We start from the raw sequence: 19147 nt of genomic DNA, 5'->3' as shown, positions 1-19147 counted from the left end.
GGAAACATTCTCCCCAATGGGTGCGGCCCCGCGGAGTGCGGGGTCGCCCTCGGTCAAATCTCTGTATGCTCCGCTAGTTCTAGCGCATCCTCGATGTCCACACCAAGGTACCTGACTGTGTTCTCGATCTTGGTATGTCCGAGCAGGATCTGGATTGCACGAAGATTGCCCGTCGCTTTGTAGATCATCGCGGCCTTCGTGCGTCGAAGCGAGTGTGTGCCGTAGTCTTCGCGTCTTAGCCCAATTGCAGTCACCCACTCATCGACCAATCGGGCATACTGGCGAGTGCTGAGATGATCGGCATGATCAACTCGACTGGGAAAGGCGTAGTCGTCAATTGTTCCGCCTCTCCGTTCAAGCCATGCAAGCAGGCTTGCCCTGACTTCGGCCGTGATCTCGAACTGTACGGGACGACCGGTCTTTTGCTGGACGACCATGGCGCGGCTTCGAATTTCTTGACCTGTGACGAGGGTTCCGATTTTTATCTTAACAAGATCGCAGCCTCGGAGCTTACTGTCGATTGCGAGATCAAACAGCGCGCGATCTCTCATGCGTCTTTCCCGATCGAGGAAGAAGCGGATCGCCCAAATCTGTCGCTGCTTTAAAGGCCACTTGACGCCGACCTTTCGGCCCGCGTTCCAAGCCGGTCGTCCCAGTGCGTTTGGATCATATTGTGCAACACCCATTTTTGTTCTCCTTTGACCAAACTTGGCCGCGTGAAGAACTCGAGAGAACAGTGAGGGGGCCGATGGCAGACCGTCTGGTTTCGGTCCCAGTAATAAAATTAGCTGACAAACGCGCAGTGAGGCCACTATGAGCGCAGCGCTTCTGTAGTACGAGATGGAGTTCTTGTGCTCCACCGACGCACGCACACCTTTTCAAGCGTCGACTCGAACTGCGGGACGGGGCCGGGAGCCACGCCCCGCAGCCACTTCAGTTCGTGATGAACTCCAGAAGGTCGGCGTTCAGCACATCAGCGTTCACTGTCAGCATCCCGTGCGAGAAACCGGGATAGGTCTTCAGAGCCGTTTCGGCGGCAGGCTTCACCGGCTGCCGGATCGGCCGGGGCCAGCATCTGCGCCATAGCATTCATCGCTGACATCACATGGCGTCCTGTGAGGTGAGGATGGCGAGGGCCGGCAAACGGATCGATTCCGACCCTCACCGGAATGCTCGCCATGCCGGTCCGGGTCAGCCTTCGCTCGGCACCGGCGTGTTGAGAAGCTGCTGCTCCCAAAGATACGCGATGCCGCTGCCGCCGAAGTGCTGGATGAGAATATCGGTCAGCTCCTCGACATGCTCGGTGCGCGCCCAATCGCGTTGCCATTCGCCAGCGAGCGCCATCACGGTCATCACGTTCGCGCCGGCCGCGGCCATGCGCTGGATGGCAACTTCGTGAGACTCCTTCGAAATCCCGCCCGACGCGTCGGTGATCACGGTCACGTCCCAGCCTTCGCCGGCGGCCTGGATGACAGGCATTGCGACGCAGACCTCGGTCCACAGGCCGGCGATGATCAGTTGCTTGCGGCCGGTCGCCTTGACGACGTTCACCACATTCTCGTCCTGCCAGGTGTTCACCCAGGTGCGATCGATGACTTCCTGGTCCGGAAATACGTCGGTGATCTGCTTAAAGAGAAGTCCACCGCGCGCCGCGATCACGCTGGTGAGAATGGTCGGAACATTGAAGGCTTTTGCTAGCTTCGCCAGCGCGGTCGTGTTGTTGACCACCATATGCGGATCGTGGCTGTTCAGGTTCGCGAGTTGATAAGGTTGGTGATCGATCAGAACGAGGACCGAATCTTCGGGACGAAGAAGCGAATCGAGGCCGTTACGAGGGGTCATCAAGACTTCCTTTCTCTGCCGCTATGGACGGCGATCGGTTCACGGGAGACATGCGCCAGCGGGCGACGTTGCCTGGACGCAATTTGCTGTTCCTTTTGGTGGTGCGGTAGTGCCATAGTCGGGCAAGCTGTGTCGCGAAATAAGGAACGCCGGAATGGACATCGAAGACCTACAGACATTCGTCGCAGTGGCCGATGCCGGGGGCGTATCGGCCGCCGCGCGCCGGCTTGGCGTCTCCAAATCGATCGTCAGCCGGCGACTCTTCCGGGTCGAAGCGGAGCTTGGCGTCCAGCTTCTTGCACGAACGACCCGCGGCGCCGCGCTCACGGAAGCGGGAATCACGTTCAGGGACCATGCGGCCAGAGCCAGCGCCGAGATCGACACCGCCAAGGAAACGATCCTCCCCACCGGTGAGTTGCGCGGCCGCCTGAGGGTTGCCATGCCGCTTACGTTCGGCCCGACCCACTTCGCTCCCGTGCTTGCGGACATGGCGCGCCAGCACCCGCAGCTTCACATCCATACCTCCTACAGCGATCGCTTCGTCGATCTCATCGCAGAGGGTTTTGATTGCGCGATTCGGGGTGCCTACCTCCAAGACTCAAACCTGATCGCGAAGCGCGTCGGGCCGATCCATGGAAAGCTTGTCGCCAGCCCGGATTACATCAAAGCGCACGGGTCACCTGAGACCCTGGACGAACTCGTCACTCATCAGGCCCTCATGCAGGGAACGGAAGCCTGGCAGTTCATGGATGGCGACAAGATCGTCACGGTTCAGCCGCAGGGCAGGTTCAAGGCCGACAGCGCTACGGCGCTTGCCGCTGCGGCGGCGGCAGGTCTCGGCATCGCCTGGCTCCCCGATTGCATCACATATGAATATGTGGCCTCCGGCGCTCTGGTCCCGATCATGACACGCTATCCGGTCCCTCCGGGGGCGGCGTATGTCGTCCGCCCGCCGGGTCAGCATCCCACGCGGAAAGTGCGTGTGCTTACCGAAATGCTGACTGAGTACTTCAAACGGAACCCGGACGTTTGGGGTCTCGACCGTTAAAAAACGAACGGGGCGAAGACTTATCAAAGAATTGCGTTCGACGGTCGCTCTACTGCGAGCCGCCGAGCGTGACGACATTGCCCACACGTTCCACTTACTGCGACACAGCTTTCGCTGGGCTCCGGACCTGAGGCTGCCTTCTTATGCAATGGTTGACTGGCCGTTTTCGGGACGAAACCCAATCGACCTCAACGACTGGCGTGGGGGCGCACACCGGCCGAGGTCGGTGCTCGCGTTCGGCCGAGCTGGTCAAGCGCGAGTGTGCCTCAGTTGTCTTTTCGACCTCGCGAGATGCGGCCGCCGCTGGCGACGGTGAGTTCACCAGGATGACGTGCGTTAAAGAACCCCTCAATCTGCCTGCATGTAATCCGCCACGCTGTAGCAATGGCTCGCCTGATAGGCGTTCCGCCCGCGGTTCATGTGCGTCAGGTTGAACGTGCGAATGGCGCGCACCACGCGGCGGCTCCCGAGGAGTTTGCGGATCGAGACAGAGCCGCGCACATTGATGCCGAAAATGTCCGCACCACGCGGGAAGAAATAACTGACGTCCTCTGGCATCGCGACGCTTTGCTCGAGAAAGGGTTCGTCCACCCGGCTCGGCGTTGCTGAACGATCTGTAGTGAAATCCGAAAGATGCACGATGAATCTGGCGCGGATATCCTCGCCTTGAGCATAGAGCGTGAAAAGCTCCATCCAGCTCGCATTGACGCGTATGAGCGGCTTGTCCGAGGTCGACGGCAGACAGGAAACCGACCAGTAGTAGCGCTCGGTCTTGCGCAGCAAGGGAATGCAGTTTGGACCGTATAGCCCGAGAATCTCCAGCACTTCCCCCGCTTGCGGGCGACTAAGTAGCTTCTCAAATCGAGCGACATATTTGAAGCGCTGTTCCAGGGACCCTGAGCGGTCGCCCGCGTCCGGCAAGTCGATCTTGCCCGCTATCCAATCGCGCTGCTGCTCAAGATCAAGGAATTGCCGCACACCGGTGGTTCTGGGGCGAGAAGGCGTGTCCATGTCAGGCACCCTGCGAAATTCGTGTGCTCGTCATCGGCCGACTCCTGTGTAGTCGCTTGGGCGGTTGCGATTCTAAGCATCGCGCCCAATGCGCCTCCGAATGATACGTCGCGGACGGAGAATTTGGAACGGCTGCGCGACCACGAGGAGAAAGTCGCCTCACCGTTCGCTGCCTTCGCAACGGCTTGACTTCAAGGCTGATGTTGCCGGCTCTGCGGAGCGGCCGCTTCTGGGATCAGAGTTCGATCTACACGATGGCCGCAATGGTGAAGGTTTTTCGATGCGGGCCGCTGCGTGAGGGTGGCGGCTGGGCCTGCGTCGGCCCGCGTTGAAAAACCTCCCAAGGAGGAAGCCGCGGGGGCTGGGTGGAAGGCGGAAGTTGGCGCGCAAGTTGCTGAGCGACGCAATGCGCGCCAAAAAGCCAATGCTGCGAAAAGAGCGGAATCGCCCTCGTTATCCAAGAATCGCTCAAGATATCCTGCAGCCGTTTCGGCTCCCATTCAGAGCCTAATCGTTGAGACACGCGAGGACATGGCCAGCTCAAGAGCCCGTTCATGCTATCGCCCCGTCATTCGGGGCCCTGATTTCACGACGGTTTTTATCTTCGCCACGGCTTCGAGCGTGCGATGGACCGGGCATTTGCCGGCAATTTCGACGATCTTGCCGCGAAGCTCCTCCGATACCTCGCCGTCGACGGAGATGACGCGCTCGAAATGGTCGATCCTGGCGCTGCCGCTGCGCTCCGACTCTGTGCATTCCTCGCAGTCCTTGGCGTGGATCTTGGCATGTGAGACGTCGACGCCGATGCGGCCGAGCGCGAGCCCCTTGTGCTCGGCATAGAGGCGCAGCGTCATCGAGGTGCAGGCGCCAAGCGCGATCGACAGGAAATCATAGGGTGACGGGCCGGAATCGAGACCGCCCACGGTTTCGGGTTCGTCGGCGAAAAGCCGATGGCCGCCGGCCTGAACCGCGTTCTGGAACTTGCCTTCGCCCGTCTCCATCACCCTGACATGTTCGATTGGCTGCGTGCCCTGCGGCGTGTCGGCGGCGAGATAGCGCGTCAGCCATCCCGAAATGATCCGGCCGGCGAAGGCTGCGTCCTCAGGGTCGGTGAGCAGGTGGTCGGCCTTGTCCAGCGAAACGAAGCTCTTGGGATGCTTGGCCGCGAGGAAGATTTCGGTGGCGTTCTCGATCCCGACCGTCTGGTCCAGCGGCGCGTGAAGGACGAGGAGCGGCTTTTTCAGGCTGGCAACGGCATCCTTGATGCGCTGCCCGCGCGCGTCTTCGACGAATTGCTTTTTTATAAGGAACGTGCGCCCGGCAAGATCGACATCTGCCTCGCCGCTCTTCTCGATCTCCTCAAGGCTCGTTCCGAAGTTCTTCAACACGTGGCCGACATCGGCCGGCGCGCCGATGGTGGCCACGGCGCGCACTTCGGGAATGTCCCCGGCGACGGCGAGAACCGCTGCACCGCCGAGCGAGTGGCCGATCAGCAACGACGGTGCCTCATAGTGTTGGCGCAGATAGTCGGCGGCCGAAAGCAGGTCGGCGACATTGGACGAGAAGTTTGTCGAGGCGAATTCGCCCTCGCTCGATCCTAATCCCGTGAAATCGAACCGCAGGACGGCGATGCCTTCGCGCGCAAGCTCGGCCGCAACGCGGCGCGCCGACGCCAGATCCTTGGAACAGGTGAAGCAATGGGCAAATATTGCGTAGGCACGTAATGGCCCGTTGGGCAGATCGAGGCGGGCGGCAAGGATTGCGCCGGAATGACCGGGAAATTGGAGCCGTTGCGTGTTGAAAGACATGGTGCGCTCCTTTGCTGTGAAGGAAATGCTCATTCTACATCCCCAAGGGACCTACAACTTTGCGCGTCTTTTCAGGCGCCACCATACACGACGGCGCCTACCGTTGGACCCCGTGTGACAAGCAAGGGCATGGGAGTCGAAACGCGTCGATCGCAGCTTCCGAGGTAAGCTCTGGAAGTGGCGCAAACCTGCAGCTCGGCGCCATCTATGCATGTCCGCTTCTAGGATACCACCGTGCTCTGCTCAGTGTCCGACTTGGGGCGCAATGCTGTCGTTTGCAGACCTAAGCGTGGACGCGCCTTACGGGCCGGACAGAACTGTGCTTCCAAGAGCCTTGCAAGCCTTGTTGCTGTGATGTTCGCCCTTTGGGCCACGAAGATCGGATAATGTATCAAGTGGAAGCGCGTCACTTCCGTGTCCCGCTTCACAGCTCCACGTCGACATGAAGACTGAGGGCATTTCCGAAAGGACCTCGTCCCTTATCGAACTGCGTCGAACACGCCAGCCGTCATCCATAGTCCCTGGAATGATTGAGTGATTCTCCGAGAAGGAGGGCTATTTGCTCTGTCGCGCACCTCCGCTTCCCGCTTCCCGCCAGGCTGCCAATCGACGATTGTACCGACAAAACGAGCGTGTGTCGGCGAAACGCATAATTATTATGAGGCACGATGCGACACAGGCGGCCTGAATTCAGGCGACGTATCCAGAAACGCCGTCCCATAACAATTTCAACGCTGTCACGACCAGAAGCCCGTAACAGGCGCGATAGACCTGGCGCTGGTCCAGCACCCCGTGCAGCCGCCAGCCCGACCACACCCCGATCGGAATGGTGAGGAGGCACAGCACCATCAGTTTCCAAGTCGCGGCCGATGGCTGCGCCAGGAGCAACCAGGGCACGAGCTTGGTCGCGTTGCCGACGGTAAAGAACAGGCTCGTGGTTCCCGCATAGATTTCCTTGCTGAGGCCGAGCGGCAGCAGATACATCGCCAGCGGCGGCCCGCCCGAGTGGGCCACCATGGTGGTGATCCCCGAGGTGAAGCCGGCGGCAACGGCCTTTGGCCCCGAACGCGGATGAGGCGTCACCTCGGCGCCCCGGATCAGCCAGAGGCCGACAAAGGCGAGAGTAATCGCCGCCATCAAAATTGCGATGGCCCGATGATCGAGGGCTCGGAACACGAAATAACCAATCCCGATACCGGTCACCAGCCCGGGAACAAGCAGCACAAGGTCCGGCTTCGACCAGGTTGAGGGCTTCCAGTAACGCAGTGCGTAGACGTCCATAGCGATGAACAACGGCGCGAGCAGACCGCCGGCCGCAACCGGATCCATCACGATCGACAGCAGCGGGACGCCGATGATGGCGAAGCCGCCGCCAAATGCGCCGCGCATGAAGCTGATTAGAAACACGCCGGCAAAGGCAACGAGAATGGTCGCAAGGGTCAGCTCCATGGCAATGGCTCCGCGTTAACGCCCGCGACGCTGAGCGTCTGCGTTTTCAATACAAATGGGTTGATAGGAGAAGAATGATCGCAGATAATACTCGGTGCAATCGAAACATTGTACTCGGAGCAATAAATGTCGAACTCCGACTATATCAGGCTGGCCGACGCCATCGCTGCAGAGATCGCGAACGGCACGCTCAAACCGGGCGACCGCCTGCCGCCGCAGCGCCGCTTTGCCTATGAGCACAAGATTGCCGCCTCGACGGCGAGCCGTGTCTTTTCGGAATTGCTGCGTCGCGGCCTTGTTGTGGGGGAAGTGGGCCGAGGCACGTTCGTGTCGGGTGAGCCCCGGCGCGGCGCGGAGGCGCTCGGCGAACCGCGTGGCATCCGGATAGACTTGGAATTCAACTATCCAATTCTGCCCGAACAGACTGCGCTGATCGGGAGGAGCCTCGCGGGCTTGGAAAAGCTCGCGGCCCTCGACGTTGCGTTGCGGCAGGTAACCAGCACCGGAACGGCCGCGGAGCGAAGCGTGGCCGCCGAATTTCTGTCACGAGGCGGATGGTCCCCAACGACCGAGCAGCTCGTTTTTACCGGCAACGGTCGGCAGGCCATTGGCGCGGCGCTCGCCGCCCTCGTTCCGACCGGCGGCCGATGCGGCGTGGAGGCGTTGACCTATCCCTTCATCAAGGGGATTGCCGTCCGGTTGGGCATCATGCTGGTGCCACTAGCGATGGACGAGGACGGCGTGCGGCCGGACTCGGTGCTGAAGGCGCACCAGGAGGCCCGGCTCTCGGCGATTTACGTCCAGCCGGCGGCGCAGAACCCGCTCGGCACGACGATGTCTCCGGCGCGGCGAAGCGATCTGATCCGGGTCGTCGAAGCCCTCGACCTCCCGGTCATCGAGGATCGCGTCTACAGTTTTCTCGAGGACGACCTGCCGCTCGCCGCGCTCGCGCCGGAATCGTGCGTCGTCGTCGACAGCCTGTCCAAGCGGGTCGCGCCGGGCCTGTCGCTCGGATTCATCGTCCCGCCGCTGCGCTTGCGTGAGAGCATGATGGCATCGGTGCGTTCCGGCGGCTGGTCCACGTCGGGCTTTGCCTTCGCCGCAGCGCTGCGGATGATGGGCGATGGCACCGTTGCCGAGCTGGTCAGGTTGAAGCGGCTTGACGCGCGTTCCCGGCAGAAACTCGCGGCCGACCGCCTCTCTGGCTTCGAAGTGCAGGCGAACCGGAACTGCTTCCACCTTTGGCTCACGCTGCCACCCCACTGGCGTTCGCAAAGTTTCGTCGTTGCTGCCGCCAGGCGCGATATCGCATTGACTCCCTCCACGACCTTCGCGGTCATGCCCGGCCATGCGCCAAATGCTGTCAGACTGGCGCTGGCGACCCCTACGATGGACCAACTCGATAGCGGTCTGCGCACGTTGGCCGGATTGTTGAATGCGAGAGAGGAAGACCTCTATTCTACGGAATAGTGGCTCTGAGCTGCCTCCTGTAGATATGCGGCGGTGGCGCAACGTGGGCCCGAAGAACGCATGGGAAAGGGAAGATTTGTCGCACTCTTAGATGAATCCAATGTCATCGAGGCCGATCGATACCATCCGGCCGATGCTCAAAAAGAGCCATTGGACGGACCTTTGCCGATGGCGAAACCGAAATCGCCCCATTTCTTGCATGCCGGGTATTCTGTCGTTTGGCACCCAACCATAAGAATGCGGCCGTTTCTTTCTTGGTTGGCATTTAATTTGAGATTCCGTCGGTGTCACGCTGTTGACCGTTGACGAACTGGTCGGGCAGTATCCGGCCCCCATTCGCTGCGTGCAAAAGTAGCTCGAAGTCGCTGCCCGCCCAATCGGCGCGAGCCGGTGTTGATGACTTCCGGCGTGTTCATGTTTCCCTCGGCTGTGCCGCAGCGTGGGCGCTTCCAGGAGGTTCATTTTACCCTTGCGATTGCACCGAGCTGGGCGCGCGGCGCGATTTTGCGCCCGCGGCGTTACGGCACCCAGACGTTCTGCTTGCTTGGTCACGATGTTCCGGCTGGCTTAAGGTTGAATTGCGCGCGGTCGAGGAGGCTTAAGAGACGCTGACCTGGGCCACCGATCGCAGGCGTGTCTTACTCATAATTCCTGTAGTAGACGACGAGTCGTCTTTATCCTATCGGTTGCATATGAAAGCGAGCCTCGAACATCTGCCCGAGAAGAAGCAGCGCGAGCTTGCCCGCGTTGTGGAGATCATCCACGAGGAGTTTGCCGATACGCTCGAGGGTGGCTCGGCCGACTTCAAGAAGTGTGGGCGGATCCTGAAGATCATCCTCTTCGGCTCCTACGCCCGCGGCACCTTTGTTGACGAACCGCATACGATGAAGGGCTATCGCTCGGATTACGATATCCTCGTCATCGTCAATTCGAAGAAGCTCGCAGAACCGCAATACTGACAAGGCGACCGACCGTCTGATTTGGGACAAGGGCGTCTCGACGCCGGTTGGGCTGATCATCCATGGCGCCCGGGAGGTGAACAACTTCCTTGCGGACGGACAGTATTTCTTCGTCGACATTCTGCGCGAGGGCATTGTGCTCTACGAACTCGATGACCGGCCGCTGGCCGAGCCGAAACGACTCTCGCCGGCCGACGCGCTTAGGGTGGCGAACGAGCATTTCGAAAGACAATATGCGAGCGCGAATTACTTTTGTCAGTTGGCTCGATACGCCATCTCTGACAAGCAACGAAATCACGCAGCGTTTAATTTGCACCAAGCAGTAGAGACTGCCTATTCCTGCGTGCTCCTCACCCTTACCAACTACAGCCCGCCGTCGCACAACCTCAAATTTCTCCGCGGTCTCGCCGAGGATCGTGATCGGCGGCTCGTCGAGGCCTGGCCGCGGGATCAGCACCGCTTCAGCGCCTGGTACAACATTTCGAACGAAGCTTATGTGAAGGCACGCTACTCCAAGCACTTCGAGATCACCGAGGAAGGGCTCAGCTGGCTTCTCGAGCGGACCGAGCATCTCCTTCGCCTCGTCGAGACGATCTGTCAGGAGCGGCTGACCGAGCTGGCTCGGGCAGCGGACGCCACCTGAGCCCTCGTCTTGGTCGGATGGTCGGGTCGATGGTTCGACCGCGCGATCATGCAAGGCATCGTCACTCCCGACGATCTTCTCTTCAGGGTAGGCCGCTTCCATCGGCAATCGCAACCGCGATCGGTTTCGGGAAATTCAGCGGCGCAAGGAGGCAGGCGGTGAGAGACTGCAATCCCGCCATTCAACTGCGCGTCGGCCCGATTCGTTTTCCCGGTGGCACTGATAGCGCGCCACCACATGCGCTGGCCCCATGCGCCAGTTTGGCTTTCCTCCAGAAATATTTTTCTTCTCAGTGACCGCGGCGACGGAACGCCGCGGGGCCCATTGGGGCGCCGGGCGTTGAGGACGTTTCTCGCCTCGGGGAAGGCGGCTATAGACCCCGGCTGTCGGCTCGATACGGGGCGTTGGAAGGGACTTGTTAACCTTCATTTCCTATCGCTTAGAAGGCCCCGCGGCGATGTCTCTAGCTCTTCCAGGACCCATGCGTATTCCCAGGACAAACTTCTCACAGGCTGCTTTGCATGATGCAAACCAGGCGGATTATTTCGATGGTCCGCATGACGATGCGTTGAGCGGTATGCCCACCCATGAGGCGGAAACCGCCGACCCCTATCAGTTGTACGAGGCGCCGGCGGCGCCCCGCCGTCCGGCCAACCAGCAGGCCGAAACGTTTGGCCGCGCGACGCGCCTTTATGGTCAGGGCTCGGCCTATGCGCCGGCACAGGTGACCGCGACGACCAGCGAGCCGCTGCCGACGTTGTCGGAGATTGCCGGCCACTATGGCGATTCGACCTGGGAGAGCCATTTCTTCCTGGCGCCGAACGTCCGCTTCACCCGTACGCCGGAGCGCGAATTCATGAAGCGGCGCGCGCCGCAGGTCGGGGAACGCGAAACCGCCACCGGCGAAACGTCGGCGGCCGAAGTCGACGCGGCAACCGTCGAGGTGGTGGTGGAGCCTGTGCCAGCTTCTGCCGAAGTAATCGAGCTCGCCGTGACGGTACCGGCCGAACCGGTGCAGACGGAAGCATCCGCTCCTGCTGTTGGCGCCGGGCCGCGGGCCGAGGTCACACTGCCGTCCTATAGCCCATCCGAACTGTTGCGCATGCTGACCAACCAGCTCCCGACCTGGACCGCGGCACAGAACACGATCGAGCCGGCGATGCTCGAGCGCGCCGAGGCTCCGGCCGATGACAGCGTCTCGCTTGCGCCGGTTCTCACGACGCCGATCGTCGTTTCCGAACCTGTCGCGGAAGTTCAGCCCGCGCCCGCTCCAGAACCGGCCAGCCCGGCTGCCGATCATAGCGCCGTGCGTTCGAGCTTCCTGTCCGACTTCGCTTTCTTCGAATTCGGCCCGGCCGATGATGTCCAAATCGCTGCCGAGGAAGCCACGCACCCAAAGCCCTTCGTCGAGACCCCTGCGCCCGTGCAGATTGCGCCGTTGCCCCCTCCCGTTGCTACTGTCCCGTCGGCACCGGTGCGTCCGGTCGAAATCCGCCGCATGCCGCCGACGGCGATCACTTCGCTGTTTCGCGTCGTCGATGTCCGCGGCGCGAAGGCAGAGGATGTTCCAGCTCCGTTGCAGCCTGCTGTCGCCGCCGAGCCCCTTACGGCGATTGCTCCGGCCCCCGCTGCGATTGCCGAGACACCTGCGGTCGTCGTTACCACCGAACCGGAAATCATCGATGCCGAACCGGTCGAAATCGAGCAGCCTGCGCCGGTCGCCTCCAAGGCGGCGATCACCATGCCGGCCCAGGTCACGCGTGCGCCGAGTGCCTTGCCGCCCATTGGCACCACCGATCGCGCCTCGAGCGCCGACAGCTACGAGTTCCCGTCCGAAGACTTGTTGCAGGAAGCGCCAGTCGGCCAGGGCTTCTTCATGACCCAGGAGCAGCTCGAACAGAATGCTGGTCTGCTCGAAAGCGTGCTAGAGGACTTCGGCGTCAAGGGGGAGATCATCCATGTTCGCCCTGGCCCGGTCGTCACCCTCTATGAATTCGAGCCGGCACCCGGTGTGAAATCGTCCCGCGTCATCAACCTCGCAGACGATATCGCCCGCTCCATGTCGGCGCTTTCGGCCCGCGTCGCGGTTGTCCCCGGGCGCAACGTCATCGGCATCGAACTGCCGAACGCCACCCGCGAGACCGTTTATTTCCGCGAGCTGATCGAATCCGTCGATTTCCGCAAGACTGGCTACAAGCTGGCACTCTGCCTCGGCAAGACCATCGGCGGTGAGCCTGTCATCGCCGAGCTTGCGAAGATGCCGCACCTGCTCGTCGCCGGCACCACCGGCTCGGGCAAGTCGGTGGCGATCAACACGATGATCCTGTCGCTGCTCTACCGGTTGAAGCCGGAAGAGTGCCGTCTGATCATGGTCGATCCGAAGATGCTCGAGCTCTCCGTCTATGACGGCATCCCGCACCTGCTCACCCCCGTCGTTACCGACCCGAAAAAGGCCGTGATGGCGCTGAAATGGGCCGTGCGCGAGATGGAAGACCGGTACCGGAAGATGTCCAGGCTCGGTGTGCGCAACATCGACGGCTACAACCAGCGCGCCGCTGCCGCCCGCGAAAAGGGTGAGCCCGTGATGTGCACGGTTCAGACCGGCTTCGAGAAGGGCACCGGCGAGCCGCTGTTCGAGCAGCAGGAAATGGATCTGGCGCCGATGCCCTATATCGTCGTCATCGTCGACGAGATGGCCGACCTGATGATGGTCGCCGGCAAGGAGATCGAAGGCGCGATCCAGCGCCTGGCGCAGATGGCGCGTGCCGCCGGTATCCACCTGATCATGGCGACGCAGCGTCCGTCGGTCGACGTCATCACCGGCACGATCAAGGCGAACTTCCCGACCCGCATCTCGTTCCAGGTCACCTCGAAGATCGACAGCCGCACGATCCTCGGCGAACAGGGTGCCGAACAACTGCTCGGCCAAGGCGACATGCTGCACATGCAGGGCGGTGGACGCATCGCCCGCGTCCACGGTCCCTTCGTCTCCGACCTGGAGGTCGAACACGTGGTCGCGCATCTGAAGACCCAAGGGCGTCCGGAATACCTCGAGACCGTCACGGCCGACGAGGAGGAAGAGGAGCCCCAGGAAGAGACCCCCATTTTCGACAAGAGCGCGCTTGCCTCCGAAGACGGCAACGAACTCTACGACCAGGCGGTCAAGGTGGTCCTGCGCGACAAGAAGTGCTCGACTTCCTACATTCAGCGCCGCCTCGGCGTCGGCTACAATCGTGCCGCTTCGCTGGTCGAACGCATGGAAAAGGAAGGCCTCGTCGGTCCCGCCAACCATGTCGGCAAGCGCGAGATCATCTACGGCAACCGCGATCACATGAGTGCGCCCGACAACGACGACATGGATTGATTGGGGTTCGCCTTCCGCAACCGGTGTCGATTTGAAGCGCTCCGTGTTCCCGCAGTGCGGCGACACGGAGCGCTTCTTTGTTCTTCTTATACTTAGATATCCGGTTGGCGGCCTGTCGCGCAAAGGTGCGCGACGGTATTGCGATAGCGACGCGCTTGTCTGCGCGGTCCACACGGACGGATCAAGCCGAGGCTGTCCCGCTTTTGGGGTGGCCTGCGCGGCAGCAGTTCTTGAGCATCCTGCCGGATCCGCAAGGGCAGGGGTCGTTGCCGCGCAATTGCAGCCGGCCGACCAGCGGCAATAACGCCGCAGAGGGAAGTATTCCCGCCGTCAAGATCGCCAGTTTCGCGGAAATGCCGGGAATGACCAGCCGCCGGCGTGCTTTGAAGCCTCGCCAGGCGCATATTGCCACATATTCCGGAGTGACTTTTGGCAAAACCTTGAACAATGCAGCCCTATTGGCGCCAGACTTTTCGAGGAATTCGGTCGATACCGGCCCCGGCGCAACGCAGGTCACCGCTACGCCCGCCTTTCGGGTCTCCTGATGCAGTGCTGCGGAAAAGGAGTGCACGAATGCCTTGCTTGCATAATACATCGCCATGTACGGGCCGGGGACGAAACTGGCAACCGAAGCCAGGTTGATGACGCCACCACGGCGTCGTGCCACCATGCCAGGCAACAGGCGCAATGTCAGGTCAGCCAGGGCGCGAATGTTGACGTCGATCATTCCAATCTGGTCAGCAATTGGCAAAGCAGTCGCCCCGCCGCGCAACCCGTAGCCGGCACTATTGACGAGAACGTCGCAGACGAGGTCTCGGCTTGACAGGAATTCTTCCAGGTCCGTCGTTGCGTCGTCTGAGGTGAGGTCGAGCGCAAGGGCGAATGCCGTGCCGCCCGCCTGCACGATCGTGGTTTCCACCGCTCGCAGGTTTTCCATCGATCGCGCGATCAGGACGACGGGTGAACCGTCCCGTGCGGCAAGCTCGGCAATTGCTCTGCCTATGCCCCTGGACGCTCCGACGACGACGATTGCCGGCTGTGGCTTTTGATCTGACGTCATGCCGACGACTCCGACGCCGCAATTGGCGGGATTCCAACTTCGGACAGGCTCGCCACTTCCTCAGCGACCTCTCCGTTCAGTATTTCTTCGAAACGAACTAAGGCACGCGCCACGTTGGCTCCGTCCATGACGCGATGATCATAGTGAATGCGCACAGTGACCGATCCGTCCTCGCCGATCGGTCCATAGTTGAGGAGCGTCGTGAGCGGCGTCAGCGGATTGAGCGACTCGGCGCCGAGACCGGAATAGACGGACAACTGAAAGGTGCCGAATCGATGACCCCGTTGACGTCCCATGTTCAGACTGAGCCACATCAGCAGCCGTCGCAGCGGCGTCGGCAACCGCGCAATCTTCAGTGCGCGTCGGAACTCCCGGATCTCAAGCACCGGACGTGATCGCGCCTCCTGGAGCAAGACGCTCAACTCGGGAATGGACCGGCGCTCCGGCGTTTTGATCGTACTGAGAAGCACAACCTTTTCACCCTCGTGTTCGCGCTCATGCGCAATGGACGCAATGCTTCCCGGGTATTCATAGAGCTGCGTTTTCGGCAGCTTGACATAAGCCCGACGAAACTCCGGGAGCTCCCTCGAAAGAAGCCCATAACCTTTGAGAAAGAGGACCGTCCATGACGGGCGTTCTGACTGGCTGATCCTGGCGCTCTGCAGCGCGCGGATGTTCATTTGCCTTTGTACCGTAACCCGCGGCACGGCTATCGAAAACCTCATGAGATCCCCGACAAGGCGTCGTCCTGCAGAAAGCTTGACCGGTCGGCCCCGCATCATGCCACCTCTAATAAAGATAGGGTATTATCCGCTTCGTCCTGTCCATGTAGGCGCGATATTCAGGACCGAAGAATTCCAGCATCAGGCGCTCCTCCTTGCCCACGCGCAAGAAAAAAAGCAAAGCGAAGCCGAGGATGCCCGCAAGCCCAACCACCCAGTTTGACAGCAAAAACATCTGGCCGATTCCCATGAGCAGGAAACTCGTATACATCGGGTGGCGCACGAGGGCGTAGGGCCCATTGCTGATCAACTGATGCTTTTCGCGAATCTCCAGCGAGATCGACCAGTTGCGGCCGAGTGCCTTGTGGGTCCGACGGAATGTCCACAGCGCCATGGCAAAGATGAGCGCGCCAAGGCCCACCATCCATGGAAGTGCGGGATAGTCGGCAAATCTCGGGATTCCCGTTGCAACATAAAGCCCAGGCACAATGGCAAGGCCCAGCAGGGCGGCGGCCAGGCCCACAGTATCGGTTGGTGAGCGCCGACTGCTCATCACCCGTACACGCCTTGCGCGGCGCTCGAATGGGTAGCGGACAACATACCAAGCCACAATGCCTATGACCCAGAGGATTTCGCCGATGGAGGCGACGGATATGTTCACGTTGAACCACCTAAGTTCCCGCTGCGGTGCTGAACGCCGCTGCGGTTGTCAAGTACAAACGGCATGATCGCTCCCGCCTGACACGTGCCGGTGCTGCAGTCGCGAGGCACAATGGCTTGGTCGGATTTCGATCGCCGTTTACGGGCATAAAGGGCAACTGTTGGCGGCGCAATCGTTCTTTGGGCATCTGATAAGACGCGCGGCGCTGGGGCAGGTCAAATTCAACCGCCGTTCATTTCGCGAAGCCTTGTAATGAATTGCTGCGGTCTGAGCCAGATGCCGGGAGTCTTGTAGCCCATGGAGCGCGCGATGTCGGCCACAAAGGCATTGCAGTTGTAGAGCGACGCATGCCAGAATTTGGCTTCGCCTTTGAGCTTTCGGATCTTGGCGACGACGTCCCGATACTCCGGTTCGGTCAACATGACGCGCCAACTTGCAGACCGGTACTGTTCCTCCAGGTCCCCGTCGCTCGCGCCGGTTTCAGCCGGGACGGGCAGAACATGGCCGAGAACGTAGGGAGCGGTATCGTTTGTTGCCGGGGCAAGTCCGGCAACCTCCGGATTGACCATTGCCCCCGACTTGCTGAGGCGGCCAAAAACCACATAGGAGTGGCCGTAGCTGAGCGCATAACGAGAGCGAAATTCGATGAAATAGCCCTGTTCGCGCTGCTGTGTCGCGCTGCCCGCAACGCTTGAGACAAACCGTGGCTGAGGACTCTTATCTTGCGATTGACATGCCGTAACCGCCAATGCGGCCAAGACAGCGAACGAAATACGACCTCGTGAACGCTTCATTACTGCGCCATATCTCCCGAATTCTGATGAGCCTTTGGATTTGCCACTTTAGGGGGCGTTCCGATCTCCCGTGCTGCGACGTGTGACCGGGCCGGCCACGATCAGATAGGGCGGGAAGGACCGTGAGGCCCTCCCCGAACTAAGGTCTGTAACTATTTGTAAACGGGCGCTGGTTCTTCGGCCACTGGTGGCGGCGCCTTGCCTTTTCCTTTGCCGATGGTCCCGCAGGCGGCGAGGCTGGCAACCGAAAGCAACGCAACTGTAACGATTAGAATTCTGCTCATCAATAAGTCCTTTCCTCTCTGGTCGGAATGGGTATTCGAAGGCAACATTCATAGTATTAGTGGCAATTCAAGATTCGGCCTAGTGCGGAAAGGGCACACTGGTCATCCGGTTTATCGTTACCGAATTTTAAACAGTGCGCCAAAAGCATGTCGGCCTTACCCCAATACCGCAGTCAGATAGAGTACGCCATCAAATGATCAATACCGGAGTTCCAATTGGCGTTCGGGAATAAAGATCGACGATATCATTATTCGTCAGTCGGATGCAGCCATTGGAAACGGCCTGCCCAATGGTCCAAGGCGCATTCGTGCCGTGGAGGCGGAACTTGGTATCCTGCCCATTGCGATAAAGGTACAACGCTGACGCCCCCAACGGGTTGTGCGGGCCGCCGGAAACGCCACCAGCGTATTGCGCCAGTTCCGGTTTGCGTCGGATCATGCTTGCGGTCGGCGTCCATGATGGCCATTCGGCCTTTCGGCCGACGACGGCCCGTCCCTTGAGTGTAAGCCCCTCTTCACCGACGCCAATGCCATAGCGCATCGCCCAACCACCATCTTCAATCGCATAGAGATAGCGCTGGGTTGTGTCGACGAGGATAGTTCCCGCGGGCTCATCGCCTTCAAAGCGCACGTGCCGTCGTCGGTAGCGAGGGTCCACGCCGGGGGTTCCGCCGTACAAGGATGGAAGGGAAACGCCCTGCCAGCTTGAACTGCACCCGGTCAGCAGAGCAAGGCTGCCGATGACCAGGGCTCTCCGTGTAATGCGGTGATTGTCCATCTTTACCTGCTGAGAAAAATGGTCCCCTCGACTCGCTTTTAACATGACAATATTTTGCAGCCAAGTTCCAATCAGTCAAACCAATAGCGGCGATAGGATAGATGCCTGAACGGTCGTCGCTTTTTGCTTGCGCCGTGGGGAAAATCACTGAAAAGATTGTATATTCTTTAGGAGGACCGAGGCGTTATGGTATGAATTGCCTCAAAGAATATCGCCATTCTGCGTGTTATTTCGGTCGGATAGCTGGAAAGTTGTTGCCTCCCAAATGAAGGTCATGAAATGACTTGCGATGTCGTGCGCGCTCGATTAGTCGGAGCGTGACAGTTAGGAATGATAGAATGAATCTAGGCTTCGCTGGCAAGGTTGCGGTCGTAACCGGCGCAGGTTCCGGAATTGGCGCAGCCGTGTGTCGGCAACTCGCGGCAGAGGGGGCGGAAGTGATCGCTGCCGATGTCGATGCTGACGCTGTGCGTCTGGTCGCCGAGGATATCCGCTCGAAGGGGGGCAAGGCCCATAACGTCGCGGTCGACGTTGCCGATGCGGTCGCTGTGGAGAAGCTGGTGGCGTTTGCCCTGCAGACCTGTGGCGGCTTACATCTGGCGGTCAACAATGCCGGGGTCGAGGGCGTCCGCAAGGCGACAGCCGACTACCCGATTGATGGTTGGCACGCATTGATGAACGTCAATCTGCACGGCGTTTTCTACTGTATGAAGTACGAGCTCGCGGCCATGTCAGGGTGCGGAGGGGGCGCTATCGTCAATACGGCTTCCATTCTCGGCTCGGTTGCTCTGCCGACTGCCGCCGCCTACACGGCCGCCAAGCACGCAGTGGTCGGGCTGACGAAGGCGGCCGCGATCGAGTATGCCCGCGCAGGGATTCGCATCAATGCCGTGGCGCCGGGTTGGATCGACACGCCACTGTCCTCGGACAATGCGGACGTCGCAAGCAGCAGGCGGATGATGTCGCTGCAACCGATGGGGCGTCGCGGTACGCCAGAAGAGGTTGCGGCCCTGATCTGTTTCCTGCTGTCGGAGCAGGCGAGCTTTATTACCGGCAGCGTTCATCTCGTGGACGGCGCCTACACCGCTCACTGAGCAGGCTGAACAACTCACTGATTGCAGCACAATCTATCCGCTGGTCCAGCGGGCGTTCTGGCGCGAAATGCCTTGTTTCAATAAAAACGTTTTTATTTTCCTTGAAAACGTTTTTATTGGCTGCTACGTCTAATCTCCAGGAAAGGCCGACGCCTGGGGA

General features: G+C 60.5%; 15 protein-coding genes and 2 pseudogenes. 5 read left to right on the top strand and 12 right to left on the bottom strand.

What is annotated here, in order from left to right:
- Window positions 1-53: 53 nt before the first annotated feature.
- From AC0C6X_RS19815 to AC0C6X_RS19805, 3 genes and pseudogenes are all read right to left on the bottom strand, one after another.
- Window positions 54-686: a tyrosine-type recombinase/integrase gene (locus AC0C6X_RS19815; RefSeq protein ID WP_173519767.1), complete on the bottom strand. Its 633-nt coding sequence runs from the start codon at window positions 684-686 to the stop codon at window positions 54-56.
- Between the two features lie 247 nt (window positions 687-933).
- Window positions 934-1026, bottom strand: a pseudogene (locus AC0C6X_RS19810) (alpha/beta fold hydrolase); the annotation flags it as partial.
- Window positions 1027-1191: 165 nt separating this feature from the next.
- Complete coding sequence (locus AC0C6X_RS19805; RefSeq protein WP_173519768.1) at window positions 1192-1842, bottom strand: hydrolase; 651 nt, start codon at window positions 1840-1842, stop codon at window positions 1192-1194.
- A gap of 154 nt (window positions 1843-1996) precedes the next feature.
- On the opposite strand from AC0C6X_RS19805, the gene AC0C6X_RS19800 reads away from it, so the two are divergent.
- A complete protein-coding gene (locus AC0C6X_RS19800) occupies window positions 1997-2890 on the top strand; it encodes a LysR family transcriptional regulator (protein WP_173519769.1) in 894 nt (297 codons plus the stop codon).
- A gap of 348 nt (window positions 2891-3238) precedes the next feature.
- Here the strand turns inward: AC0C6X_RS19800 and AC0C6X_RS19795 are convergent, their stop codons facing one another.
- The 3 genes from AC0C6X_RS19795 to AC0C6X_RS19785 form a co-directional block, all read right to left on the bottom strand.
- Window positions 3239-3901, bottom strand: coding sequence for a hypothetical protein (locus AC0C6X_RS19795; protein ID WP_173519770.1), 663 nt, complete (start codon window positions 3899-3901; stop codon window positions 3239-3241).
- A 557-nt stretch (window positions 3902-4458) separates the two neighbouring features.
- On the bottom strand, window positions 4459-5709 hold the full coding sequence (locus tag AC0C6X_RS19790) for a bifunctional alpha/beta hydrolase/OsmC family protein (protein ID WP_247960673.1): 1251 nt from the start codon (window positions 5707-5709) through the stop codon (window positions 4459-4461).
- Window positions 5710-6399: 690 nt separating this feature from the next.
- Entirely contained in the window at window positions 6400-7158 is a 759-nt protein-coding gene (locus AC0C6X_RS19785) for a sulfite exporter TauE/SafE family protein (RefSeq protein ID WP_173519772.1), read from the bottom strand.
- A gap of 126 nt (window positions 7159-7284) precedes the next feature.
- On the opposite strand from AC0C6X_RS19785, the gene AC0C6X_RS19780 reads away from it, so the two are divergent.
- The 3 genes and pseudogenes from AC0C6X_RS19780 to AC0C6X_RS19770 all read left to right on the top strand — a co-directional run bounded on the left by AC0C6X_RS19780 (window position 7285) and on the right by AC0C6X_RS19770 (window position 13594).
- Window positions 7285-8628, top strand: coding sequence for an aminotransferase-like domain-containing protein (locus AC0C6X_RS19780; protein WP_247960672.1), 1344 nt, complete (start codon window positions 7285-7287; stop codon window positions 8626-8628).
- Window positions 8629-9320: 692 nt separating this feature from the next.
- Window positions 9321-10230: pseudogene (locus tag AC0C6X_RS19775) on the top strand (nucleotidyltransferase and HEPN domain-containing protein).
- 481 nt (window positions 10231-10711) lie between these two features.
- Complete coding sequence (locus tag AC0C6X_RS19770; protein ID WP_173519774.1) at window positions 10712-13594, top strand: DNA translocase FtsK; 2883 nt, start codon at window positions 10712-10714, stop codon at window positions 13592-13594.
- A gap of 181 nt (window positions 13595-13775) precedes the next feature.
- On the opposite strand, the gene AC0C6X_RS19765 is transcribed toward AC0C6X_RS19770, so the two are convergent.
- From AC0C6X_RS19765 to AC0C6X_RS19740, 6 genes are all read right to left on the bottom strand, one after another.
- Complete coding sequence (locus tag AC0C6X_RS19765) at window positions 13776-14654, bottom strand: SDR family NAD(P)-dependent oxidoreductase (protein ID WP_173519775.1); 879 nt, start codon at window positions 14652-14654, stop codon at window positions 13776-13778.
- On the bottom strand, window positions 14651-15433 hold the full coding sequence (locus AC0C6X_RS19760) for a hypothetical protein (protein ID WP_173520201.1): 783 nt from the start codon (window positions 15431-15433) through the stop codon (window positions 14651-14653). Before AC0C6X_RS19760 ends, AC0C6X_RS19765 begins: the two co-directional genes overlap by 4 nt.
- 10 nt (window positions 15434-15443) lie before the next feature.
- Window positions 15444-16031, bottom strand: coding sequence for a protein-S-isoprenylcysteine O-methyltransferase (locus AC0C6X_RS19755; RefSeq protein ID WP_173520202.1), 588 nt, complete (start codon window positions 16029-16031; stop codon window positions 15444-15446).
- A gap of 227 nt (window positions 16032-16258) precedes the next feature.
- Window positions 16259-16831 (bottom strand): hypothetical protein, encoded by a 573-nt coding sequence (locus tag AC0C6X_RS19750; protein WP_173519776.1) that lies wholly within the window; start codon window positions 16829-16831, stop codon window positions 16259-16261.
- Between the two features lie 152 nt (window positions 16832-16983).
- Window positions 16984-17115, bottom strand: a complete 132-nt coding sequence (locus tag AC0C6X_RS19745) for an ABC transporter (RefSeq protein ID WP_077963089.1) — start codon at window positions 17113-17115, stop codon at window positions 16984-16986.
- A gap of 190 nt (window positions 17116-17305) precedes the next feature.
- Complete coding sequence (locus AC0C6X_RS19740) at window positions 17306-17893, bottom strand: L,D-transpeptidase (protein ID WP_173519777.1); 588 nt, start codon at window positions 17891-17893, stop codon at window positions 17306-17308.
- A gap of 338 nt (window positions 17894-18231) precedes the next feature.
- Between AC0C6X_RS19740 and AC0C6X_RS19735 the strand changes: the two genes are divergently transcribed.
- Window positions 18232-18987 carry an SDR family NAD(P)-dependent oxidoreductase gene (locus tag AC0C6X_RS19735; RefSeq protein WP_173519778.1) on the top strand — a complete coding sequence of 252 codons (756 nt, stop codon included), beginning with the start codon at window positions 18232-18234 and terminating at the stop codon, window positions 18985-18987.
- The last annotated feature ends 160 nt before the right edge of the window (window positions 18988-19147 follow it).

It is taken from the genome of Ensifer sp. VA4 (genome assembly GCF_055710065.1).
This window is presented reverse-complemented; position numbering and strand designations above follow the sequence as displayed.